Source organism: Bradyrhizobium sp. BEA-2-5 (assembly GCF_032918025.1).
GTDB lineage: Bacteria > Pseudomonadota > Alphaproteobacteria > Rhizobiales > Xanthobacteraceae > Bradyrhizobium > Bradyrhizobium pachyrhizi.
In genome coordinates this window covers 5,186,120-5,208,608 of the sequence record NZ_CP136629.1, presented here as the reverse complement: position 1 = coordinate 5,208,608, position 22,489 = coordinate 5,186,120, and the positions used below count along the sequence as shown (strand labels likewise).

The window sequence follows — 22,489 nt, the reverse complement described above, 5'->3', positions numbered from 1 at the left end:
AGCGTAGACGGACTGACATCCGCGACCCACGGCTCGGCGAGCCCGGAAAACTCCATCGTAGCGAAGCGAGCCAAGGCGGCCCACAGCCCGCTCATCCATTCGACGCCTGCGTCTTCACCCTATCCGCGCAAACATCTCCAGCCGCCGCCGGCGTTCCATTGCTCGGCCCGCGAGCGCAATGGTAGATTGCGCCATTTCATGATTGAGCCGTTTCAGACGACATGAAGAGAATTTTGCACTGGGACGCTTCTGCAGGAGACGACCCGGCGCTGATGGTTGCCTGCGCGGTCTTGCTCGGCGTCTCGATCCTGGTTTCGATACCGGCATTTTTCGGTGGTGCCGGCCAGGCCGGAATCGATTTTTCGTGTTTCTGGGGCGCGGGCACGATGGCGCTCGAAGGCCATGCGGCGGCGGCCTACGATTGGGAGCTGCTGCATCAGCAACTTGTTCTCCGGCTGCAATCCCTCAATCACGCTCCATATCCTTACGATCAGGTACCGGTTCCGTTCTTTTATCCGCCGGTGTTTTTCCTGGTTGTGGCGCCGCTGGCGCTGCTGCCGTTTCCGATCGCGTTCTGGGTCTGGAGCGCGGCAAAGCTGTCTTGCTGGCTGCTCGTCGTTCATGCCATCCGGCCACGCTCCGGCGCGCTGCTGCTGGCACTCGCTGCTCCGCCCGTATTCTACGATTTCATCTCCGGCCAAAGCGCGCTGCTCGCCGCATCGTTGCTCGGCGGCATCCTGTTGACATTGGACAGGCGTCCGCTTCTCAGTGGAATCCTGATCGCGCTGCTCATCTTCAAACCTCAATATGGCGTGCTGCTTCCCTTCGTGTTGATCGCCACCGGGCGTTGGCGCATCGTTATCACCGCCGCTTTGGTGATTCCGGTCCTCCTGCTGCTCGCCGGGCTGATCTTCGGTTGGGATACCTTCGATGGATTCCGCGCGGCCGCCACCTTCGCCACGACGCAATTCCACCTCAGTGGCGCGCTGCCATGGTACAAACTGCAGAGCATCTATGGGCTCTTGAGAGACGCCGGCCTTGGCTATGGTTTGGCGATGGCGTTCCACGTCGCCATCGCATCGGTGGTTGCGATTGGGGTGCTGATCCTGTGGCGCGGCCATGTCAGCTTCGCCGTAAAGGCCGCAAGCCTGCTGGCGGCGACGCCGCTGATTTCTCCTTACTTCGCGATCTACGATATGCCGGTCCTGGTGGTCGCGCTGGTGTTTCTCATGAACGCCGGCGCGGGCCGCCTCGCGTCGCGTTCAAGTCGAAGCGCCTTCCGGAACGCTGTCAGCGTCGTCTTCGTATTGGGATACGCTTTCCCGTTCGTGCGCACGCCTCTCGGCCCCATGATGTGCGCAACCGTGATCGCGCTGATCTGGATGAGATACCGGCAAGAGGCCGGCGAGACGGCTACAGGCGAGGGGTTGCGAAAATCTGCGACCGTCGGCGGCTAAAGCATGATCCGGCGCGATGAGGATTCAACCCGATCTCATCGCGCTTTAGTGTGCTGATCGCGAACAGTCTACGGCGAAGATCATCACGATCAGCCGTCTTGGTGCGCCGGCGGCGTTGCCGTGCCGGGCACGGCCTCCGCGCCAGCCGGGCGCCCGGTGCCCGATGGATCGTCGCGCTTGAGCATCGAGGCCCAGGCGAAAAATGGATAGGCCAAAAGCGCCAGGTATCTCGTGGGCATCGGATGATCGACGCCGAATGCCGTCGGCTTCTGCCCTTCCGGAAGATAGAGGCTGCCGAACAGCACATCGTAGAACGAGAACAGCCCGGCGTAGTTCTTGTCCCTGGCTTCCCGCTCGCTGCTGTGGTGCCAGTGATGAAACTCCGGCGACACCAGGATGCGGCGTAGCGGGCCGTAGCCCAGGCGCACGTTGGCGTGCGCGAGCCAGGACTGCCAGTAGTAGATCGCAAGATAGGTCCCGATCGCCTCAGCGGAGAAACCGAGCGCGAACAGCGGAAACAGCGAACCAACCTTCATGAAGGTCACGTCAAGCGGGTGCTGGTGGATCGCGGCGAGCCAGTCCAGTTCCTCGACGGCGTGATGAACGGCATGGATGCGCCACATGGCGGGCACGACGTGCAGGATGCGGTGGGTCCAGTAGACGCCGAGGTCCCCGATCACGATCGCGATGGGCGCCTGAGCCCAATACGGGAGATCGCTGACCGCCTGCTTGACTGCCGAGGGCAGGATCGATTGATTGACCAGCGTCGCCACCGCGATGATCGCGATCACGCCGATGAACACCAGCCAGCCGTTGAGAAACAGGAAGGCCATATCGGTCAGCAGACCACGCCTGAAGATCTTCTGCTGCCTCGCTGCAAAAAGTTGCTCGAACGGCACGAAGATCAAGGGCGCCAGCAAAAGCTGGTATTGTTCCAATAACTCGCGCATTCAAATGGCCACGTGAAATGGCGACAGCCTACCACCCCGGTCCCCGATGGCGTCAATCGGAAACCAAACCCGAGTTGTGGGAGCGTTAATCAGCATCCCCGTGCCGCTACGGGGATCAGGGGTGTCCGGGAGCCGGGTTAGTCCGCATGCGCCAATCCACCCGCTCACTCCATCCTTGCGAACATCTCCACCAGCGTCTCGCGCAGCCAGCGTTGCCCGGGAACGGTGTCGTTGCGCTGGTGCCAGAACAGGCTGACGATGCGCGGCGGCGCCGGCAGCGGCACCGGCATGGCGTGCAGATGGGGCGCGTGGCGGGACTGCGCGCTGAGATCGCGCGGCAGCACGGCGATCAGGTCGGACTGGCGCACGATCTCGTAGGCGGCGTTGTAATGGTTGACGGTCGCGACCAGATTGCGCGACAGCCCGCGCGAGGCGAGAAACTGGTCGTAGGTCGGCAGCGTCTTGCCGGCGAGGCTGACGTCGACATGCTTGGCGGCAAGGAAGCTCCGGGTGTTGAGCCGCTTCTGCCTGGCCAGCGGATGGTCCCGCCGCATCATGCAGGCATATTCGACGGTCCACAGCGAGCGGGAGCGAATCACGGCCGGCGGCTGCTGCGCCTCGTTGACATAGACGCTCAGCACGCAATCGACCCGGTTGTCCTCGAGCCGGTCGCCGATCTCCAGGATGGTGTTGGGCACGGTGTGGATGCGCGCCGACGGCGCCACTTCACTGAAGCGGTTGAGTAGCCGCGGCATCACCAGCGAGGCAACGTAGTCGGACATCGACAGGATGAATTCGGCCTGGGTCTGTCGCGGATCGAAGGCATCCTCGTCGAGGGCGTGGCGGACATGTTCCAGGGCATCGCCGATCGGCTGCCACAGCGCCACGGCGCGTTGCGTCGGGCGGATCCCGCTCGCGGTGCGCACGAACAGGGGATCCCCGAGCGCGTCGCGCAGCCGCGCGAGCGCGTTGCTGACCGCGGGCTGCGTCATGGTCAGCGCGCTGGCGGCGCGCGTGACGCTGCCCTCGGTCATCAGCGCCTCGAAGACTTTCAGCAGGTTGAGGTCGAGCGTGCGGAAGGACACGAGCAATATTCACAAGGGTGATGTGCTAGATAACGATTATAAATTATTCGGATAATATTGGTTTGTCTATCATTCCCGCCTGACCCTGTGGCGCGTGCCGCCGCGGGGCGAGGGGGGACTTTCATGTCGATGATCTCGGCGCGCATCGAGCGCCTGCCGTTCGCGCGGTTCCATGTGCACCTGCTGCTGATGGGCGGCCTCGGCTATCTCTTCGACGCGATGGATGCCGCGGTGCTGGCATTCATCCTGCCGGTGCTGCGCACCGCCTGGGGGCTGACCAATGTCGAGACCGGCGTGCTCGGCAGCAGCACCTTCGTCGGCTATCTGTTCGGCGCGCTGCTCGCGGGGACGCTGGGCGACCTGATCGGCCGCCGCGCGGTGATGATGTCGGCGCTCGCGCTCTACAGCGCGGCCTCGCTGGTCAGCGCGGCGGTGGACAGCTGGCCGGCGTTCTTTGCCGCCCGCGTCGTCGCCGGCATGGGCACCGGCGCGGAGAGCGCGATCATCGCGCCGTACCTCGCGGAGTTCGTGGCGCGGCGTTACCGCGGCGCCTTCACCGGCGCGCTGGCGGGCTTTTTCTCGTTCGGCTTCGTCGCTGCTGCCTTGCTCGGCTATTTCATCGTGCCCGCCTACGAGAACGGCTGGCGCATCGTGCTGGTCATCACGGCCGTGCCTGTCGTGATGCTGCTGTGGTGGCGGAGATCGCTGCCGGAATCGCCGCGCTGGCTGGAGAGCCGGGGCAGGGCGAAGGAGGCCGAAGCGGTGCTCGACAGGATCGAGGCCGGCTTCGCGCGCGAGGGCCGCGCGCTGCCGCCTGCGGTCGCCGAGCCGGCCGCGCCAGTCGCCTCGTCGGGAACGCTGTTGAGCAATTTTGCCGCGCTGCTGGCCGGCCGGCAGGCGCGGATCACCACCATGACCTGGATCATGTGGCTGTCGATCACCTTCAGCTACTATTCCTTCTTCGTCTGGATTCCCGGCCTCTTGGTGCAGAACGGCATGAGCATCACCAAGAGTTTCGGCTATTCGCTCGCGATGTATTGCGCGCAGGTGCCAGGCTATTTCACCGCCGCCTTTTTCAATGAGCGGATCGGACGGCAGGCGACGATCGCGACCTATATGCTGCTCGGCGGCGTCAGCGCGCTCGGGCTGGCCTTTGCCAAGAGCGATGCGGAGATCATGACGGCCGGCCTGCTGCTGTCGTTCTTCATGAACGGCACCTATGCCGGCGTCTATGCCTACACGGCCGAAGTGTTTCCGACATCGATCCGGACCACGGGGGCGGGGCTCGCATCCGCGATCGGCCGCATCGGCGCGATCGCAGCGCCGATCCTGGTCGGCTACCTCTATCCGAATTTCGGCTTTGCCGGCGTGTTCGGCGTCACCACGTCCGTCCTCCTGATTGGCGCGCTGACCGTCGTGCTGATGGGCGTGCCGACGCGCGGCCGGTCGCTGGAAGACATCGCAAGCGAAGCCGCGTGATCGCGGCGCTCAGGAGACCATCATGGCTACGACCCTCTTCAAGAACGCCGCGCTGCTCGATCCCCTGCGCTCCGATCTGCTCGAAGGCCACCACGTGCTGGTCGAGGATCGCCTGATCAAGGAGGTCTCGGACCGGCCGATCGAGACCTCGGCCGATCGCGTCATCGACCTCAAGGGCAAGACGCTGATGCCCGGCCTGATCGATCTGCACGTGCATGCGGTCGCGGTCGAGCTCGATCTGTCGCAGCAGGCCCGCATGGCCAACGTGCTGGTGACGCTACGCTCGACCATGCTGTTGCGCGCCATGCTGAAGCGCGGCTTCACCACCGTGCGCGATGCCGGCGGCGCCGGCTATGCGCTGAAGCAGGCGATCGACACCGGCCTGACCGACGGTCCGCGGCTGTTCGTCTCCGGCCGCGCGCTGAGCCAGACCGGTGGGCATGGCGACGGGCGCGCCCGCTCCGACTATCTGGCCGACCCGACCTGCTCCTGCTGCGTGCGGGTCGGTGCGATCGCGCGCGTCGTCGACGGCGTCGACGCGGTGCGCAAGGCGGTGCGCGAGGAGCTGCAGATGGGCGCCGACCAGATCAAGATCATGGCGTCCGGCGGCGTCGCGTCGCCCACCGATCCGATCGGCGCCTACGGCTATTCCGAGGACGAGATCCGCGCCATCGTCGCCGAGGCGAGGGCGCGGCACACCTATGTGCTGGCGCACGCCTACACCGCGGAGGCGATCGAGCGGGCGATCCGCTGCGGCGTGCGCACCATCGAGCACGGCAATCTGGTCGATCTGCCGACCGCGCGGCTGATGGCCGAGCAGGGCGCCTATGTGGTGCCGACGCTGGTCACCTATGAGGCGCTGGCCAATGAGGGCGCGAAATACGGCCTGCCGGCGGCGAGCGTCGCCAAGATCGCCGACGTGCGCGACGCCGGACTGCGCTCGCTCGCGATCTATCGCGAGGCCGGCGTCAAGATGGGGTACGGCTCCGACCTGCTCGGACCGTCGCAGCGCCTGCAGAGCGAGGAGTTCCGGATCCGCGCCGAATTGTTGGGCCCGCAGGCGGTGATCGCGAGCGCGACCGTTGTCGGCGCCGAGGTGCTCGGCATGGAAGGCAAGCTCGGCCGCATCGCGCCGGAGGCGTTCGCCGATCTACTGGTGGTCGAGGGCAACCCGCTGCGCGACGTGAGTTGTCTGCTCGGCCAGGGCGAGCACATCCCGCTGGTGATGAAGGCCGGCAAGGCCGAGGTCGATCGGTTGGGCGGGTAGGCTTGGTCACCTCGCCCCGCGTGCGGGGAGAGGCATAGGCCGCCTTCGGCGGCCGTTCTCAAGAACGCCGAAGCAGAGCTTCGGCTATGTCGCATCGCCAGATGCGATGCGGGTGAGGGGGAGTCTCCGCGGACGCAGCTATCACCGTATGTGCGAAGCGAGCCGCTCACCCCAACCCTCCAAGAGCAAGCTTCGCTGGTCTCGACCCCGTAAGAACGGGGCGAGGGAGCAAACTGCCGTCGCCTTACGACCCAATCTCATCGCGCCTTGACCTTCCGTCCTCACCACACCACGCGCAAACCGGCGGTGCCCTTGTAGCTGTGGTTGTCGCCGGCATCCTGCAGGCTGGCGCGGTAGGTAGCTTCGCCGAACACGGTGTAACGCCCGCCCGCCCAGCTGTAGCTGCCGCCGCCGCCGATCGAGCCCCAGAGCCGATCGTTGGCGCTGGCGAAGCCGGTGCCCGCAACATCGACGTTGGTGCCGTCGAGGAATTCGTAGTGCAGGTTGCCGATCGCGTAGAGGTCGGAGCGGGCGCCGTCGCTCCAGTTCTTCCGATGATTGAGCGACAGCCCGACGCGGCCGAGCAGGCTCTCGGCATCCTGCATTGAGACCAGCGCGCCGAAGCGATCGGCGAAGGCATCGAAACCGACTTTTGCATACGAAAGCTGCGCCTGCGGCGTCAGCGAAAAGCCGTTGCCGACCGCAATCCGCTTGCCGGTCTCGATGCTGAACGTGTAGCCGAAGCCTTCATTGCCATGCGTCATGCTGCCGACGAGATCGGAGGTGAGATCGCCGCGATAGAACATGGTCTGCATCTGGCCGTCGATGTAGACGCCGTTGTCGCCATACCAGGTCGCGGTGGCGCCGACGCCGGTGCCCTCGGCGCGGATGCGGCCGTTGCCGAATAACGAATTCACGTAAGCCGTGGTCAGGCCGTATTGCAGCGTGAGGCCGACGATCAGGCGGCCGTAGGTGTTCTCGAGCGCGAGGCCGTCGAGCCCGGCCTGCGCCTTGAAGTCATCGCTGTTCATGCTCGAGCCCGTGGTGTTCGACGGCCGCAACTCGGCCTGACCGCCCTCAATGCGGCCCCAGAATGCCGATTGCGTCCATGAACTGTCTGTCTGCGCCGCCGGCGTGACGCCCATCCGCGCCATCGCCTCGCTCGGGCCGCCGCTGCCGCCCCAATAGCGGTTGCCGACACGCTCCTGCAGCGACGGCAGCGCGTTCATGCCGAGCAGCACCTGGGCGTAGTTCTCGTAAAGCGGCACGCCGGGCTGGTACAGCGGGCCCGCGGGCTTGGCCGGTGCGGCCGGATCACCAGGCGGATTGACCAGGCTGGAACGCAGATACCAGTCGCCATCCGTCGGCGTGCCGAGGCCGTTCTTCTGCAGCGTATAGGCGTAGGCGCCGGCGACGATCGCCTGCTGGCCCTGCAGCGAATAGTCGCCCGCCAGCGCGAAGACGCCGTTGGAGGCGCCGGTGACGTCGATCAGCTTGATTCCGTCGGCGGTCTGCGCGCCGCCGCCGCCGGCATTGTTGACCCGCACGGTCGAGGTGCCCGACGTGCTTCCCGCGACGAGGCGGTCGGTCGCCGAGCCTTCGCCGCCGAGCACGGTGTTGAACAGCAGCGTGCCGCCGTTGCCGGCATAATTGCCGGCGACCGTCAGCGTCGTTCCGGGCGCCGCGCCGAACCGCACCGTGCCGGCATTGCTGAGCGCGCCCATGGTCTGGTTGAAGCCGTTGAGGTCGATCGTGGTGCCGGCGCCGGCGGTGATGGCGGAGGCGGCGCTGAACGCATTGACCGCGCCGGCTTGCAGCGTGCCGCCGTTCACCGTGGTCGCGCCGCTATAGGTGTTGACGCCGGACAGGATTTGCGTGCCGCCGGTCAGGGCGAGCCCGCCGGTGCCGCCGATCGCGCCCGCGAAATTGTCGCTGGCATTGGTCAGCGTCAGCGTCTTGGCGCCGAGCGTGACGCTGCCAGAGCCGGCGAGACTCTGGACGCTGGTGCCGGCACCCGTGAGGCCGGAGATATCGAACGCTGCATTCGCGACCACGCGGGAATTGCTGATCGCGCCAGCCCCTGCAAGCGCCAGCGTGCCCGCGGAAATCGTGGTCACGCCGCTATAGGTGTTGGCGCCGGACAGTGTCTGTGTGCCGCCGGCAAGCGTCAGGGCGCCGCTGCCGCCGATCACGCCGGCGAACGTGTCGTTCGCGGCGGTCAGCGTCAGCGTCTTGGCGCCGAGATCGACGCTGCCTGAGCCCGACAGCCGCTGGATGCTGGTGCCTGCGCCGGAGAGGCCGGCGATGCTAAACGTGCCGTTCGCGATCACCTGGCTGGAAGCTGCGATCGAGCCCGCATCTGATAGCGCCAAGGTGCCGCCTGCGATAAAGGTCACGCCGCTATAGCTGTTGACGCCGGACAGCAATTGCGTGCCGGCGGTGAGGCCCAGCCCGCCGCTGCCGTTGATGGTGCCGGCGAAATTGTCGCTCGCATTGATGATGCCCAGCGTCCTGGTGCCGAGCGTGACGGTGCCGGTGCCCGCGAGGCTTTGAATGCCGGCTATACCTGGCACGGCGGATATTGCCGAGATATCGAAGGTTGCGTTGTCGACCACTCGGCTGAGACTGATCGCGCCTGCGCCCGTCAGTGCCAGCGTGCCTTGCTGGATCAGCGTGTCGCCGATGTAGGTGCTGGCGCCACTGAGCCGCAAGGTCCCAGCGCCGATCTTGGTCAATCCGCCGACGCCGCTGAAGCCGTTCGCCTGGAGGACGAGGAACCCGTTGCTATCGACGGTCAGTCCGCCCGCGGCGATGTTGTTCTGGTCGGCCGTTCCGTTGGAGATGTTGGAGGTGTTAATGGCCGCACGGAAGGTGGCGTTGTCAAAATTGACCTGGCCCCGTGCGTTGCCAACGCTGATGCCGAAGCCGCGATTCTCCACCGTGGCGTTGCTGATGTTGAGGGTGGCCGTGCTAGTGCCGGCCGGCGTGCCGACGATGAGCCTGCTTGTGACGGAGACGGTCGCGCCGTCCGTAACGTTGAGCACGCTTGTGGCGCCAGCGAACAGGTTGATCGTACTGGCGTTCCACCGGGAGCCGGCCCCTGTCACGGTGACCGTGGCGATGCCACCTGCGACATCGCCGATCGAAGCGGTAGTGCTCGTCAGCGTGCTGCCGTTTTGAATCGTGAGATTTGTCGTGCCTCCGACCAGGTCGCGAACATTCAGCGTGCTGGTCGTGCCGGTCGCCCCTGGGCTCACGCCGAGGACGACGTTTGAGCCGGGCACAATATTGACCGCACCGCCGGCCGGGGCCGTGCCGGTGTTCCAGTTCGAGCCCACCGTCCAGTTGTTGCTGGTTGCGCCGGTCCAGGTCTGCGCCGCCGCTGAGCCCGGCATCAGCGCCGAGAGCGCGACTACCGAGGCGCTCATCAGCAGCAGGCGGTGGAAGTGCGCACGCGTGCGGGACGTCAGGCGTGGATTGGGTGGATTGTCACCAACGTGTCGTGCGATCGTCGTAGCCCCGATGCATTCGCGCATGGTGCTCAGCCCCTTGTTCTTGCCGCCGCCAGGCAGGTTGCATTCCGGCAAACCTTCGCCAGCCGCGGATGTGCGTCACGCTATGTGACTCACTGTGAGCAAACAAATGAAGCTTGGTGTTCCCCATGCGAAACAGCAAGCAGTGTGCCCGCGATGCAACGTCCGCGCGCTGCAATTAATCGATCGCTAACCAGTTGAGTGCGTGCGGGGCGCGGTTTCGTGCTCAAGCGGCGTCTGGCTCCGCCCTGAAAGGCAGGGCTATCGCATGTGGCTGTTGGCCATGACGACGTGGAAACGTCTGGTTACAGAAGCACGCAAATGCCATATGCCTGCCGGGGCCGAGCGTGCGTCCGCGGAATTTCGGAATATTGGAAAAGTACCCGTGAGTTGCCCGACGTGTCAAGGAGCCTGGTCGAGGGCCGGCCATCGCCGGCTACTTTGCATGGGGTTGTTTTCGATATTTTGGCAACGCGCCCCGCAGTGGTCGGGCTACCGCCTGGGCCACCCGGGCGCCCGATCACGTTACCGCTGGCGGCGTTGACGTTGCCGGGCAGAAGCACGACATATCGCGTGCCAATCCCACCCGCCGCTCCGGAGCAAGCCATGAACGCCCCCAACATCGAGTCCGTCACGCCGCAGTCTGGCGGCGACGTTGTGGCCTGGCTGACCAACGAGACCCGCGACGAGCGCTTCATCGACAATATCTTCGCCGAGCTGTGCATCCGGTTGCAGCAAACGGGTATTCCCCTCAAGCGGGCGACGATGAATCTGCTGATCCAGCATCCGCAATGGCTCGGCGCCCGGATCATCTGGGGCGACGGCAAGCGCGAGGCCGAGATCACGCGGGTCGACTACGAGGTGAGGGAGCGCTCGGAATATATCGGCAGCCCGGTCTACGAAATCCACCAGGGCGCCGGCGAAGTGCGCGAGCGGCTCGAACGGGCGCCTGGCCGCAAGCACGCCCTCTATGACGAGATGCGCGCCAAGGGCCTCACCGACTATGTCGCCTGGCCGCTCTACCATACGCTCGGCAAGCGGCACATCGTCACCTTCGCGACCGACCGTCCCGGCGGTTTCGACGCTGCGCATATCGCCGGCCTGAAGAAGGTGCTGCCGGTGCTGGCGCTGGTCAGCGAGATCCGCATCAAGAACCGCCTGGCCCGCACGCTGCTGGAGACCTATGTCGGCTCCCATGCCGGCGAGCTGATCCTGGCCGGCGCCACCAGGCGCGGCACCGGCACGACGGTGCGCGCCGCGATCATGATCTGCGATTTGCGCGATTTCACCAAGATCTCCGACAACTGGCCACGCGACGATGTCATCGACCTGCTCAACGACTATTTCGACGCGATGTCGGAGCCGATTGCGCGGCACGGCGGCGAGATCCTGAAATTCATCGGCGACGGGCTGCTCGCCATCTTCCCGCTCAGCGCGCCCGACGCCTGCGCGAACCTGCTGCATGCCGTGGCCGAGGCCCGGCAGGCCATGGCCGCGCTGAACGAAAAGAACAGCATGATGGGCCGCGCGCCGCTGAACTACGGCATCGGCGTCCATGTCGGCGACGTCATGTACGGCAACATCGGATCGACCAGCCGGCTCGACTTCACCGTGATCGGCCCGGCCGTCAACATGGCCTCCCGCCTCGAGGCGCTGACCAAGACGATCGGCAAGAAGGTGCTGCTGTCGCGCGCCTTCGCCGAGCTGGTGGAGAAAGAGTTCGCGCTGGAGCATGTCGGCCAGCACGCGGTGCGCGGCTTCAACGAGCCGATCGATCTGTTTGCGTATCGGGGCTGAGGCTCGATTGGCCGAAAGCAGCGTAACGTGCGGCGCACGTCCCGGCTGAGACGGCCCAATGTCCAAAAGGCTCCTGCCTTAAGGAGACTGGCCGGACAGGTTCACCGTCGGTGCGCGCAGCAATTGCTGCTCGGCATAGTTGGCCAGACGGTCGTACTCTTCGGCGATCTTCAGAAGGTTCGCGCGTGAGTTTTGATATCTGAACAAATCCGCCTTGGCACGTGTCTTGGCGGCTCGGTCCCGCCAATAAGTGGCGTTGGTCATGACGTTCTCGACCATGGCGCTTCCCCCTTTCTCAGGGATTGCCCATAGACCAACGTCGCCGCGACAAGTCCGCTCCCCGAGGAACCCCGGAACTCCGTTCACGCATGAAGAGTCACTGAAACATTCCGTTTGTTTCGGGCTTAAATTTATTCAGGCTGGATTCACACGCGTTATTTTCCGGAACGCCGGATCGCGCGAATCATTCGGGCGCTGGGCAGGCTTTTTCATTAAGGAAATTTTCAAGGCCCAGAGGGTCCGCCTGATTATCGGCACCGGCGGTTCGGCGTGAGTGAGCATGGAATAGGACGGCCCCGGCAACGCGAGATGCCGGGGCCGTTTTCCCGTGGTGCCCGGAATTCAGATCGAGGTGATCTTCTGCGCCGGCGCAGCGCGCTCGACGAAGCCCTTGGCGAGGGCGTGATAGACGCCTTCCTTGCAGATCATTCGCGAGGTCACGTGCGCGATCAGCGCGGCCGCCATCAACGGCACGACCATGCCGTGATTGTCCGTCATCTCGGTCACGATCACGAACGCGGTGATGGGCGCCTGCACGACGCCGGCAAAGTACGAGACCATGCCGAGCAGCATGATCGCCGACAGCGGCGCGCCGTGAAACAGCGGCGCGATGTTGGAGCCGAGCCCGGCGCCGACCGCGAGCGAGGGCGCGAAGATGCCGCCCGGCATGCCGCTGATCGAGGCGAACGTGGTCGCCAGGAATTTCCAGACGCTGAAGCTCGCCGGCAATTGTGTTCCGGCTTCGAGCGCGGATTTGACCTGCTGATATCCCGTGCCATAGATCGCGCCGTCGGACGCAATCCCGCAAATCGCAGCCGCAAATCCGCAGATCGCGGCAAAGCCGATTGGATAACGCTTGATCGCGCGTCCGACCGGATTGGCAAATCCGCGCGCCATCGCGATCAGGATGCGACTGAACAGGCCGCCCGCAAGACCTCCGGCAACGCCGCAGAGCGGCACTGCGAGCCAGTCGGTGCCGTTGCGCAGGGCCGTCGCGCTGGTGCCGAAATACGTATAGTTGCCCATCAGCGCGAGCGAGGTCAGGCCGGCAGCGATCACCGCGCCGATGATCAGGCTGCTGGTTCTCGTCTCGAAGGCACGGCTCATTTCCTCGATGCCGAACACGATTCCTGCCAGCGGGGTGTTGAAGGCGGCCGCGACACCTGCTGCCGCGCCGGCAAGGATCAGGCCGGGTTGGCGCCGCGGCGAGAAGCGGCCGAGCGCAAACATGATCGAGGCGCCGATCTGCACCGTCGGTCCCTCGCGCCCGACCGACGCGCCACACAACAGGCCGAACAGCGTGAGCAGGATCTTGCCGGCCGCAACGCGCAGCGAAACCAGGCTTTCGCGCGCGGTCTGGTCGGTCAGATGGCGTGCGGCGATCGCCTGCGGGATTCCGCTGCCTTGCGCGTTCTGAAAGAAGCGGTTGGTCAGAAACACCGACAGCGCGAACCCGGCCGGCGTCAGCAGCAGCGAGGCATAATGGAAACGGGATACCACCGCGCCAAACGCAATCTGCGCCAGATCGGCGAGCTGTGCCAGCGCGACGGCCGCAGCACCGACCGCAATGCCGCCCAGCAAGAACAGGGCGCGGCGCTGCCAACGCGCGGAGACTAGTCTGAGCAGCCGCCTCTGGCGGTTGGAGGGGAAGGTCATTTTGGACGAATTCTTAGCTCATGTCGTGGTCCGATACGAAGCGGATCGCGTCATTCCTAGCACGCGTCGGCGGTAGGCGAAGCTGAAGAAATCAGCACGGTGTGCCGGCGCAGCCGCCAAACTCCAGGGCCGAAATCCGCGATACCGCCTGAGGCCTCACTCTTCGGCGATCTCCAGGAGGCTCGCGCGTGAGTTTTGGTGTCTCAACGACTCCGCCTTGGCGCGTCCTTTCCCGCCGTGACGCATGATTGAGGGACGCGGAAAATCTGGCACAAACTGCACTTTGCGCGGCTTCCGCCGCGGCGTATTTTGACCGCCCCATTGAAGGGCGCATGTCATGTCCGAAGTGATTGTTCGAGCGGGCATCGTCGTATTGGGACTTTGCCCAATCGCAATGGTTGCCGTTGCTCTATTCATTTGATGGAAGCTCACCTGGCCCGACCGCGCCAACCGGGCCGGTAGACGGCCCCAGCGCCTGCCCTCCCAGGCCCCCATAGGTTGCTGGGGCCACTCAATTAAGGAGACCGCCGGTTCGCGGCCTCATTCTTTGCCCGGTACCGAGTTGGGTAGAACAGATATTCCCGGAGTATGGCTGTCGTCACCGGGATTGATGCCGCCCGAAAGACACGGGCGCTGAATCGAAAAGGGCCGTCGCATCGACGGCCCTTTTCTGCCGGTTACAATAGGTCTGTAACAACTCAGTCGTGAAAAAATGCTCTGCAAAGAACGGCAACGCCGGCAGGGTTGTATTACGGCCGTCCTATCTTTTCAGAAATCCGGATCAGTACGGTGTTGCTGACTAACCTGTGTTATTTTTCCGGGGGCTTCAGACCGCGCAGATATCCGTCCGCCGTGTGATCCTTCAGAGGGTCCGGGCCTCCGCAATTGAAGCACCGATAGAGGCGGTCGCCTTTGCCGCCCGGAGGCAATGCCAATTCCAGTTTGTGCCCGCACTTCGGGCAAATCTCGGTCTTCGGTTCCATGACTCCACGCAACGATTAAACAAACTTACGTCGCGTCAAATTGCAGGTCAGCGAGCGCGGATAAATAACGTGTGATGTCGCCCGGATAAAAAGCCCAGGCCCTCCGTCCAGGAACCGACGCCGCGGAGCATGATTGTCACAGGTTCGGTGCTGTCCCTGCCGGCAGCGCCCGGACGATCACAGTAACTCGCGGCCCCAGCTTGTGCCCCCTCGCTGGGGCCGTTTCTTTGGGGTGGAAGCGCGGCCTTTCAAGCCGCGATGATCCCGCCGCCTATCTCCGGCGCCGCCGCTTTCGCGGAAACAGGCGGTCGCGGATGTAGCGCGAGGTCGGCGTCAGGCGGATGCCGCGGGGTTTCTGCCAGGCGGCGCGGTCGATCTCCTTCTTGTCGCCGATCGCCAGCCTGCCCTTGGCGGACTTGGCGATGAAGATCGCGTCATTCATCTTGCGGCCGGAGCGCTTGTTCCTCGTCTTCACTTCCTTCCAGAGGGTGATCCTGCCGAGCTTCAGCTTTGGAAGCTCCTCCTTGATCTCCCGCTTGAGGCAATCCTTCCCGGTCTCTCGCGCACGCCTGCGCCCGCCGGGGAACATCCACAGCCCGTCAGATCGGCGTCTAACCAGAAGAACCTTGCCGCGCTTCGCGGCTACCAGCTTGGAGGACTTTGGCATTCGAGGACTTGGGCATTTGCTGCGCAATGATCGAAATAGAATCGACCCATTTTAACTTGTCTATTTGTGTAGACAAGTTCGATGCCGCATTGTTCCACAGTCGTGTGTCGGCCGTTTGTCTCTGACGGCGGCGATCCTCGCTGCGCGCGCTTCGCCGTAGCTTCCTTGATCTCGCTTGATGTCCGGCACCTTACGTTGAATTCGTGAAGCTGTTACGGCCGTGACCGGAACTCACCCGGTTGCGTCGTGATCACGATACCCCAGGACGGGTGCACCGCTTGACTCAATGTTCTTGTTTTGTTCTAATTGTCCTCCACCGGAATAGGAGGACGCCATGGACAACCGTATCAGCGAAATTCGCAGGCAGATCAGGGCGCTGCGCGTCAGCATGCTCGAGGCCGAAGCCATCATGCGCCAGCAGATCAACCGCGATGAGGACTGCGCCTTCGTCGCCGGGGACCTCTTGAAGATGCGGTTGGTCATGAGCCGCCTGGTCGAGGAGCGGGGCGTCCTGGGCGACCGCGATCCGATCATCGTGCATGCGAGCGTTGCACCGCGCCGTCGCGCCGCGACCCCGGCCTTCATTCGCCCAGTGAAGCAAGAGCTCGTCGCCGGCGAAGCGCGTGCATGACCGAGTGCTCGGGATGCGGCGGCTGCGCGCCGAGCTGCAAGACGTGATGTGCCGGAGGAAAGATGAGAGAGCCGCTTCGGTATTTCCACGACAGCGATGATCACGCGCCCTGGATCAAGGCGCTGGCCGAGGTCCGGCACATGGCGACGCGGGAAGGCTGGTGCTTTCACCACGTGCAGGCGATCATCGTGGCGATCGACCAGTATGCCGAGGCCGCGCTCGGCAACCGCGAGTTCTTCCTCAACCGGCCGCAGACTGTCGGCCCGGTGAGGCGAGGCGACGTGCCTTAACACGCGGATCGGCAGGCACGCGTGTTCGACGCCGCGGCAGCTCAACGCGCTGTCCGCGCCGGCGAAAGGCCTCGCTCAGGAAATAAGGCCTCGCTCAGGAAGTGCCGGCTATTTCGTGTAGCCTTGACTGCTGCAGTACCACCAGGATTCGGCGGGCGATGCGCCATGCTCGATCACGTACTTCCGGCAGGCTTCGTAGCTGACCGCATACCGCTTTCCGCACGGTACCGCAGAGATGCCGAAATTGCTGGTCGAGCATGTGGATGCGGCGTGGCCCGTCGACATCGACAGGACGCCGATAAAGGGCAGGACCGCTAGAAGTGACAGGGTCTTCATCATAGCCATCGCCTCCCAAGTTGGAGGACAGCGGGGCCGCCGTCCCCGCGGAGAACCTACTACATCGCACGCCATTCACCACCGGATTTCGCACTTCTCACGCGCGATCTGCATCGTCACACATCGTCACGCACGCCGTGTTCGTCGTCATGCCCGGCGCATGACACCTTCCGGGCGCAGGGGCCAAATGTCCCGGCCTGCCTGAGGCGGCCGGGATGGCCAATCCGCTGCCGGCGACATATCGTGACGGTTCGCGGCCGAATCTGAGGCGGATCGTTCATCGCCGGGTCATGTCAATCCGGCCATCGTCAGCGCCGCGCCCGCGAGGGCGGCGGCATATTTGCGGAGGAGGTCTTGGATGATAAGGGGCTGGCAGGTTGCGACGTCGGCGCTCGCCATCGTCGTGATGGTTGCGACGCTGGGGGCTGAGGCGAACGCGGCGCAGTGCGGCAACGGGCCCGGCGGGTTCGAAGCCTGGAAGCAGCAGTTCTCGGGCGAGGCGAGCGCCAAGGGCATCGGCGCCACCGCGATCGCCGCGCTGATGCAGACCCATTATGCCAGTGCGACGATTGCCGCGGATCGCGGCCAGCGCAGCTTCGGCCTGTCGCTCGAGCAGTTCATGGCCAAGCGGGGATCTGCGACCATCGTAGCGCGCGGCCGATCGCTGAAGCAGTCGCATGCCGCCTTGTTCGCCTCGATCGAGCAGCGCTATGGCGTCCCGCCGGGACCCTTGATCGCGATCTGGGGCATGGAGACCGGCTTCGGCAGCCAGCGCGGCAATCAGAACATGCTGTCGTCGATCGCGACCCTTGCCTATGACTGCCGCCGGCCCGAATTCTTCACCGACCAGCTCTATGCAGCCTTGAAGCTGATCGACCGCGGTACGCTGTCGGGATCAACCCGCGGCTCCATGCATGGCGAGGTCGGTCAGACCCAGTTCATGCCCAAGAGCATTCTGGCCTACGGCACCGGCAACCTCGAAGTCGCGGCCAACGCGCTGAGCTCGACGGCGAACTTCCTGCGCGCCCATGGCTGGCGCGCCGGCGCCGGCTATCAGCCCGGGGAACCCAACTTCGCCGCGATCGAGGCGTGGAACGCGGCAGGCGTCTACCAGAAGGCGATCGCCATCATGGGACGGCAGATCGACGGCCAATGAGCGCAGGCGCGAGTTCCTTCATCGCCTGTTAACGCAACGGTGCCCAGATCGTGCGCTGTGAAACGGGAGCAGATGGAGACCGGCTCCGTGCTCAAGAATGGCACCTACGCGGCGTGGTTTCGAACGTCGCTTGCGGACGGCACCGGCATCGTGCACGTCGCCGATGGCAGGCTGTGGGGCAGCGACGCGGTCATGCTCTACAGTGGCACCTATGAGGTCGACGGCGAGCGCTTCTCCGCCGTGCTCACCACGCAGCGGCATTCCAGGGACGGCACGACCGTGTTCGGCACCGACGACCTCGTGGTGCGGCTCGAGGGCATCTGGACCGGCGCGATCGCGACCTGCACGGGCAGGGCGGACGCCGTACCCGATCTCGCCTTCGAGGTGACGCTGATTCCGAGCCAGGAGGTGGCACCCGAGCCGCCGCCGGATCTGCCGCTGCCGAAATTCGACCCGAGCAAGCTTCCGAAGCTGCCGAAACGCTCCAGCCGCTAAGGCATGATCCGGAAGAGTGCGAAGCGGTTTCCCTCGCGACAAACGCCAAAGCCGTTTGCGCGGGGATCACGCGCGCTACGCGTCGCGCGGGCCCGCAGTCTCCGGAAACGGCGCACCGGGGATGTAGAGCTTCAGCGCGCGGATCTCGTAGACCGCCGACGGGTTGACGCTGCGCAGATCGCGCGCCGCGGCGATCGCCTCCGCCTCATCGGCGCAATCGATCACGTAGAAGCCGAGCAATTGCTCTTTGGTTTCGGAGAACGGCCCGTCGATCACCATGCCGTGGCCGGGCCCACGCAGCGTGCTGGCGTTGCGGGTATCGCCGAGCCGCGCAGCCGGGCCGAGCTTGCCCTTCAGCCGTTGATGGACCTCGCGCAGACCCGTCATCACGGCAGCGTCCTCCTCGGCGTTCCACGACTTGACCTCGGCTTCGACGTGATAGGCCAGGATGGCATAAAGCATCTGATGGGCTCCTTATTTCTGATGCGACTGGCCCAAGGACGTCTCGCGGCGATCCGAGCCGACATTTCATCTGTAGCGGATCGGACGGTCTTTGTGTTGCGACAAGGTATCCCGCCGTCCGGCATGGCGGCGGCGAATCGCGCAGGCCAAAACAGCAAAAAAGGCGCGGCGGATTAGCTTCCGCCGCGCCCCCGATTTTGATGGCTCGCTGGTCCAGGGCTGAGAGCGCCCCGATGCCAAGCTTTAGTCAAAGCTCAGCGGGCGATCCCAGCGAGGTGACAGCGCTTGAGATAAGACACTGGATCACCTCCTTTCGTTGTTGATGGGACTTCGAATATAGGTGCCGAATCCGCCGCTGTTAAGGCCGCATCCGGCCCGTCCGCGCCGGGAAACCGGCCGGATTGCGGCGAAATGGTTTCGTTTACCGGAGAACAGAACGCACCCCGGGGCAGTTGAGACCGCCGCCCGGCCGTGTTAGGGGATCGGCCGACGCGGGTGTAGCTCAATGGTAGAGCAGCAGCCTTCCAAGCTGAATACGAGGGTTCGATTCCCTTCACCCGCTCCAAAGTGCCGAAAAAATAAGAGTCAAATCAAGTGATTGGGCGCTATACCGTTGCTTGATTACACAGTTGCTTCCACAGTTCGCGGCGCGATGGACTGGCCTGCCATAAGACTGCCGACCGCTCTGTGGGGATAACAGGTATGGCTGCGCAAATTATGCGGCATCCGAACCGCCAGCACGCCATCTTGCTGATCCGATGACTGCACTATGGTTTTTGGCAGTGTGATGAGCGCCTTGATACGGCGGCTTGGCGTCGCCGCAAGGCAGCAGCATGGGCACTCGTGACCCAACTTCGGGTAGTTGTCTCAGTTTGAATTTTCAGCGGCGTTTTCCCAAGCTTGGCAATCCCCCTGAAACTGTTCGAATGCTGCCCTTCTGCTGCTTTCGCTTCTTCTTCAAGCCGCGCGGCCGCCACACGGCGCTCCTCCTAGTCACGGATACCCCCGTGAGCTAGGGACCAGCCTCGATTTCCGCTTGTGGCGTTTGCGCCATAGTGCCGCATGAGGTGTCGATCATCTGCACAGCGGCGTCGTGGGCAGTTGCAAGTGCGTCTATGATGCGGCCCCAGACGCCAGCTCGCCGCCAGCGGATAAATCGGTTGTAGCACGTGGTGTACGGACCAAACGCCTCGGGCAGATCACGCCAGGGTGCTCCGGAGCGTAAGACCCAGAAAATGCCATTGAGGACACGGCGGTCGTTCACCCGAGGGACGCCTCGCGGCTTATTCGGCAGCATCGGCTCGATAGTACTCCATTCATAATCGGCGAGTTCGTAGCGCATGATTCGAGCCCCCAGTTTGGGAGCTTAAATCACGGGGCTCTGGCCGAACGCAACGGTCTCTCGGGCCGGCCAGCCCGGGCTTCAGCGCTTATGGACAGAAGCGGACATCAACCAACCGACAATCCGTCGAAAATGACCCGGAGCCGACATCGGCCGCCATTTGGCAAGGGGTAATTCTGGTTATACCTGCCCTTCCATAATTGTGGCCTGACCCGATAGGATGCGCCTCCGGACCCCCGGGGGAGATATGGCGCGGCCATCAAAAACGAGAGGCAAGAGGGGCGCGGCGAAAACCCGCCAGGCGAACTCCACGGGCGGCCGCAAAAAGCCCATTAAAAATGGGCGCCGCATTTCTCCGATCTCCGATGTGACCAAAGAGTTGCAGGAGGCCCGCGAGCAGCAAGCGGCTACGGCCGAGATATTGAAGGTCATCGCGAGTTCGCCTGGCGAGCTTGGGCCGGTGTTCGAGGCCATGCTGGAAAATGCCGTGCGCATCTGCCGCGCCAGTTTTGGGACGCTGCTCCTGTACGAAGGCGACAGGTTGCGGCGAGTGGCGCGAATGGCCGCGCAAAACGTGCCGCAATTGTATGCGCCCGACCAAGAAACGCCGCCACACTTCATCGCGCCGTTTGATGGGGTGCCTTCGCTGCGGCGCCTCGTCGAGATCAAGGCGCTGGTTCACATTGCCGATATTGCGACAGAGCATCCCGACGATCTGATCTACAAGGTCGCCGCAGCCCGCACCGTTCTGATTGTGCCGATGCTCAAGGAGAGCGAGCTTGTCGGCGCCTTTGCCGTCTACCGCAGGGAGGTGCAAGAGTTCAGCGACAAGCAGGTCAAGTTGCTGGAAAATTTTGCTGCACAGGCGGTGATCGCGATCGAGAACACGCGGCTGCTCAAGGAACTGCGCGCCCGGACCGATCAAGTGGCGGAGCTTAATCGGGGACTCGAAGCGCGTGTCGCCGAGCAAGTCGAGGAATTGGGCCGGGTCGGACGTCTGAAGCGCTTCCTCGCTCCGCAACTGGCCGAACTGATCGTCTCGCAGGGAAATGAGAAGATCCTCGAAAGCCACCGCAGCGAGATCGTCGTCGTGTTCTGCGATTTGCGCGGCTATACCGCCTTCACAGAGAAAGCCGAGCCCGAGGAGGTGTTGGGTTTCCTGCGCGAGTATCACGGCGCGCTAGGTCCGCTCGTCAGCCAGTTCGAGGGGACGCTCGACCAGTTCTCCGGCGATGGGATCATGGTGTTCTTCAACGACCCCGTACCGATCCCCGACCCGGCCGAGCGCGCGGTCAAGATGGCCATCGCGATGCGCGAGGCTGCGTCGTCGCTGACCGCGGCCTGGCGCGAGCGAGGTCGTGAGTTGGGCTTTGGCGCTGGCATCGCCCAAGGTTACGCGACCCTGGGCCAGATCGGATTTTCCGAGCGCTCCGGATACACTGCGATTGGCACCGTGTGCAATGTGGCGGCGCGGCTGTGCGGCGAGGCCAAGGACGGCCAAATTCTGCTCAGTCAGCGCGTCAATGTGGCACTCAAAGGAAGCGTTGCGACTGAACCTTTTGGCGCGCTTGCTTTGAAGGGTCTCACCCAGCCGGTCGTTACCTACAACGTGCCGCTCACGGCAGGCCAACCGGCTCTCCGCGTTATCGACGGTGGTAATCATTGAATGGCCAGTCAGCGGGTGGAGTCCGGAATTGGCCCAACGTGTCATTTGCTGCGATTGCACAAAGGCCGTCGGTAGCGGAGCGAAGCGGACATTGGCAAAGCTTTATGAGTACGCGCCCTAGGTCTTCCTGCTCTTGCGCTATTGGTGGCTCTCATCCAGACCTACCTTCAGTACGATAGCAACAAATCATCAGGTGATGATGCAAAGAAACTGCTGGAAGCCGTCACACAGCAGACATTCACGCTCAAGCAAATACAGGAACAGAAGGTTCAGAACGCCAGCAGTGATGTATCCGCTAAAAAAAGCCGATGTAAAAGCGTCTGCGGTTAAAAGCCCATCCGGCCGCCGCGCCAATGTCCATAAGAACCGTCGCGCCGCACTTAAGAAGTACCGAGAGGCATTTGGGCAATCTCGCACCCGCTAAGTTTTAGCTGCAATTTCTTCGTCAGGCAGGACCCTCGAGAGCCCGATACGCAGTCACGCAAGGCCGAAACGCCAGCGGCGATTGCCTCAACGGTGAATGCGGCCGCCAGCGCGGCCTTTCGGCAGCGCGGCGGTTCTCACTACGGGTCGAGGGCTACCCCGTCAGGTTACAATCCTCCTCTACGCGCCTATCCTCAGCAACGTCGCAAGCGACGCCAGCGTCACGGGGCGGTCGGAGATTGCTCGGCAGCCTCGAGCTTCTTGGCACCGATCGCGCGGGCCTGGTCGAAGCGGCGCACGCTGGCAACGTTGACCGGGTTATAGGTCTTGCGCAGCTGCTTGTTGCGGTCGACCGTGTTGGCCATCTTGTTGGACTGATCCTCGACCGTGCCGCCGCCGGCGTCGCCTTCGACCGCGCCCGAGCGGCGCATGTCTTGCAGCTGGCGGATCTCGGCCTTGGCGAAGGCGAGCTCGCGCACGGCGCGGAAATCCTGGTTGAGCGAGCTCTTGGTGTAGGGGCGGGGCACGATATGCC

19 protein-coding genes and 1 tRNA gene are annotated in these 22,489 nt (G+C 64.0%); 10 read left to right on the top strand and 10 right to left on the bottom strand.

The features are described from left to right. Positions 1–233 precede the first annotated feature (233 nt). The gene (locus tag RX327_RS24485; RefSeq protein ID WP_317247373.1) at positions 234–1,457 is read left to right on the top strand and encodes a glycosyltransferase family 87 protein; all 1,224 of its coding nucleotides are present in this window, start codon (positions 234–236) and stop codon (positions 1,455–1,457) included. An 89-nt stretch (positions 1,458–1,546) separates the two neighbouring features. Here the strand turns inward: RX327_RS24485 and RX327_RS24480 are convergent, their stop codons facing one another. Both RX327_RS24480 and RX327_RS24475 read right to left on the bottom strand, forming a co-directional pair. Then, complete coding sequence (locus RX327_RS24480) at positions 1,547–2,407, bottom strand: sterol desaturase family protein (protein ID WP_244482057.1); 861 nt, start codon at positions 2,405–2,407, stop codon at positions 1,547–1,549. 164 nt (positions 2,408–2,571) lie between these two features. Further along, positions 2,572–3,498, bottom strand: a complete 927-nt coding sequence (locus RX327_RS24475; RefSeq protein ID WP_157348435.1) for a LysR family transcriptional regulator — start codon at positions 3,496–3,498, stop codon at positions 2,572–2,574. A 117-nt stretch (positions 3,499–3,615) separates the two neighbouring features. On the opposite strand from RX327_RS24475, the gene RX327_RS24470 reads away from it, so the two are divergent. Next, a complete protein-coding gene (locus RX327_RS24470) occupies positions 3,616–4,971 on the top strand; it encodes an MFS transporter (protein WP_050384788.1) in 1,356 nt (451 codons plus the stop codon). Between the two features lie 22 nt (positions 4,972–4,993). Beyond that, positions 4,994–6,238 (top strand): metal-dependent hydrolase family protein, encoded by a 1,245-nt coding sequence (locus RX327_RS24465; RefSeq protein ID WP_050384789.1) that lies wholly within the window; start codon positions 4,994–4,996, stop codon positions 6,236–6,238. A gap of 281 nt (positions 6,239–6,519) precedes the next feature. Here RX327_RS24465 and RX327_RS24460 read toward each other — a convergent pair whose 3' ends face one another. Then, entirely contained in the window at positions 6,520–9,774 is a 3,255-nt protein-coding gene (locus RX327_RS24460) for an autotransporter outer membrane beta-barrel domain-containing protein (RefSeq protein WP_317247372.1), read from the bottom strand. Positions 9,775–10,377: 603 nt separating this feature from the next. On the opposite strand from RX327_RS24460, the gene RX327_RS24455 reads away from it, so the two are divergent. Continuing rightward, entirely contained in the window at positions 10,378–11,568 is a 1,191-nt protein-coding gene (locus RX327_RS24455) for an adenylate/guanylate cyclase domain-containing protein (protein WP_317247371.1), read from the top strand. Between the two features lie 78 nt (positions 11,569–11,646). Here the strand turns inward: RX327_RS24455 and RX327_RS24450 are convergent, their stop codons facing one another. The 3 genes from RX327_RS24450 to RX327_RS24440 form a co-directional block, all read right to left on the bottom strand. Continuing rightward, complete coding sequence (locus RX327_RS24450; protein ID WP_050384791.1) at positions 11,647–11,847, bottom strand: hypothetical protein; 201 nt, start codon at positions 11,845–11,847, stop codon at positions 11,647–11,649. A 342-nt stretch (positions 11,848–12,189) separates the two neighbouring features. Next, complete coding sequence (locus RX327_RS24445) at positions 12,190–13,503, bottom strand: chloride channel protein (RefSeq protein WP_317247370.1); 1,314 nt, start codon at positions 13,501–13,503, stop codon at positions 12,190–12,192. Positions 13,504–14,757: 1,254 nt separating this feature from the next. Next, entirely contained in the window at positions 14,758–15,153 is a 396-nt protein-coding gene (locus RX327_RS24440) for an NUDIX hydrolase (RefSeq protein ID WP_317247369.1), read from the bottom strand. A gap of 334 nt (positions 15,154–15,487) precedes the next feature. Here RX327_RS24440 and RX327_RS24435 point away from each other — a divergent pair, with 334 nt between their 5' ends. Further along, positions 15,488–15,784, top strand: a complete 297-nt coding sequence (locus RX327_RS24435; protein WP_050384793.1) for a hypothetical protein — start codon at positions 15,488–15,490, stop codon at positions 15,782–15,784. A gap of 62 nt (positions 15,785–15,846) precedes the next feature. Continuing rightward, positions 15,847–16,074 carry a hypothetical protein gene (locus RX327_RS24430; RefSeq protein WP_016843397.1) on the top strand — a complete coding sequence of 76 codons (228 nt, stop codon included), beginning with the start codon at positions 15,847–15,849 and terminating at the stop codon, positions 16,072–16,074. Between the two features lie 108 nt (positions 16,075–16,182). On the opposite strand, the gene RX327_RS24425 is transcribed toward RX327_RS24430, so the two are convergent. Beyond that, on the bottom strand, positions 16,183–16,413 hold the full coding sequence (locus RX327_RS24425; RefSeq protein WP_225160192.1) for a hypothetical protein: 231 nt from the start codon (positions 16,411–16,413) through the stop codon (positions 16,183–16,185). A 355-nt stretch (positions 16,414–16,768) separates the two neighbouring features. On the opposite strand from RX327_RS24425, the gene RX327_RS24420 reads away from it, so the two are divergent. Next, a complete protein-coding gene (locus RX327_RS24420; protein ID WP_317247368.1) occupies positions 16,769–17,566 on the top strand; it encodes a lytic murein transglycosylase in 798 nt (265 codons plus the stop codon). A 72-nt stretch (positions 17,567–17,638) separates the two neighbouring features. Further along, a complete protein-coding gene (locus tag RX327_RS24415; protein WP_082190602.1) occupies positions 17,639–18,061 on the top strand; it encodes a hypothetical protein in 423 nt (140 codons plus the stop codon). Between the two features lie 75 nt (positions 18,062–18,136). Here the strand turns inward: RX327_RS24415 and RX327_RS24410 are convergent, their stop codons facing one another. Beyond that, entirely contained in the window at positions 18,137–18,523 is a 387-nt protein-coding gene (locus tag RX327_RS24410) for a YciI family protein (RefSeq protein ID WP_028335390.1), read from the bottom strand. 491 nt (positions 18,524–19,014) lie between these two features. Here RX327_RS24410 and RX327_RS24405 point away from each other — a divergent pair. Beyond that, positions 19,015–19,088 (top strand) — tRNA-Gly (locus RX327_RS24405). Between the two features lie 447 nt (positions 19,089–19,535). On the opposite strand, the gene RX327_RS24400 is transcribed toward RX327_RS24405, so the two are convergent. Beyond that, the gene (locus RX327_RS24400) at positions 19,536–19,865 is read right to left on the bottom strand and encodes an IS5 family transposase (protein ID WP_317247367.1); all 330 of its coding nucleotides are present in this window, start codon (positions 19,863–19,865) and stop codon (positions 19,536–19,538) included. 247 nt (positions 19,866–20,112) lie between these two features. On the opposite strand from RX327_RS24400, the gene RX327_RS24395 reads away from it, so the two are divergent. After that, complete coding sequence (locus RX327_RS24395) at positions 20,113–21,531, top strand: adenylate/guanylate cyclase domain-containing protein (protein WP_317247366.1); 1,419 nt, start codon at positions 20,113–20,115, stop codon at positions 21,529–21,531. A 644-nt stretch (positions 21,532–22,175) separates the two neighbouring features. Here RX327_RS24395 and RX327_RS24390 read toward each other — a convergent pair. Next, the gene (locus RX327_RS24390) at positions 22,176–22,481 is read right to left on the bottom strand and encodes a hypothetical protein (protein WP_317247365.1); all 306 of its coding nucleotides are present in this window, start codon (positions 22,479–22,481) and stop codon (positions 22,176–22,178) included. Positions 22,482–22,489 lie beyond the last annotated feature (8 nt).

Excerpts from the sequence above, each read along its gene's own strand:
- RX327_RS24425 (WP_225160192.1), bottom strand. The coding sequence starts at position 16,413 with ATGATGAAGACCCTGTCACTTCTAGCGGTCCTGCCCTTTATCGGCGTC.
- RX327_RS24445 (WP_317247370.1), bottom strand. The coding sequence starts at position 13,503 with ATGACCTTCCCCTCCAACCGCCAGAGGCGGCTGCTCAGACTAGTCTCC.
- RX327_RS24450 (WP_050384791.1), bottom strand. The coding sequence starts at position 11,847 with ATGGTCGAGAACGTCATGACCAACGCCACTTATTGGCGGGACCGAGCC.
- RX327_RS24415 (WP_082190602.1), top strand. The coding sequence starts at position 17,639 with ATGGAGACCGGCTCCGTGCTCAAGAATGGCACCTACGCGGCGTGGTTT.
- RX327_RS24460 (WP_317247372.1), bottom strand. The coding sequence starts at position 9,774 with ATGCGCGAATGCATCGGGGCTACGACGATCGCACGACACGTTGGTGAC.
- RX327_RS24470 (WP_050384788.1), top strand. The coding sequence starts at position 3,616 with ATGTCGATGATCTCGGCGCGCATCGAGCGCCTGCCGTTCGCGCGGTTC.
- RX327_RS24465 (WP_050384789.1), top strand. The coding sequence starts at position 4,994 with ATGGCTACGACCCTCTTCAAGAACGCCGCGCTGCTCGATCCCCTGCGC.
- RX327_RS24480 (WP_244482057.1), bottom strand. The coding sequence starts at position 2,407 with ATGCGCGAGTTATTGGAACAATACCAGCTTTTGCTGGCGCCCTTGATC.
- RX327_RS24400 (WP_317247367.1), bottom strand. The coding sequence starts at position 19,865 with ATGCGCTACGAACTCGCCGATTATGAATGGAGTACTATCGAGCCGATG.
- RX327_RS24455 (WP_317247371.1), top strand. The coding sequence starts at position 10,378 with ATGAACGCCCCCAACATCGAGTCCGTCACGCCGCAGTCTGGCGGCGAC.
- RX327_RS24420 (WP_317247368.1), top strand. The coding sequence starts at position 16,769 with ATGATAAGGGGCTGGCAGGTTGCGACGTCGGCGCTCGCCATCGTCGTG.
- RX327_RS24435 (WP_050384793.1), top strand. The coding sequence starts at position 15,488 with ATGGACAACCGTATCAGCGAAATTCGCAGGCAGATCAGGGCGCTGCGC.
- RX327_RS24395 (WP_317247366.1), top strand. The coding sequence starts at position 20,113 with ATGGCGCGGCCATCAAAAACGAGAGGCAAGAGGGGCGCGGCGAAAACC.
- RX327_RS24440 (WP_317247369.1), bottom strand. The coding sequence starts at position 15,153 with ATGCCAAAGTCCTCCAAGCTGGTAGCCGCGAAGCGCGGCAAGGTTCTT.
- RX327_RS24430 (WP_016843397.1), top strand. The coding sequence starts at position 15,847 with ATGAGAGAGCCGCTTCGGTATTTCCACGACAGCGATGATCACGCGCCC.
- RX327_RS24410 (WP_028335390.1), bottom strand. The coding sequence starts at position 18,523 with ATGCTTTATGCCATCCTGGCCTATCACGTCGAAGCCGAGGTCAAGTCG.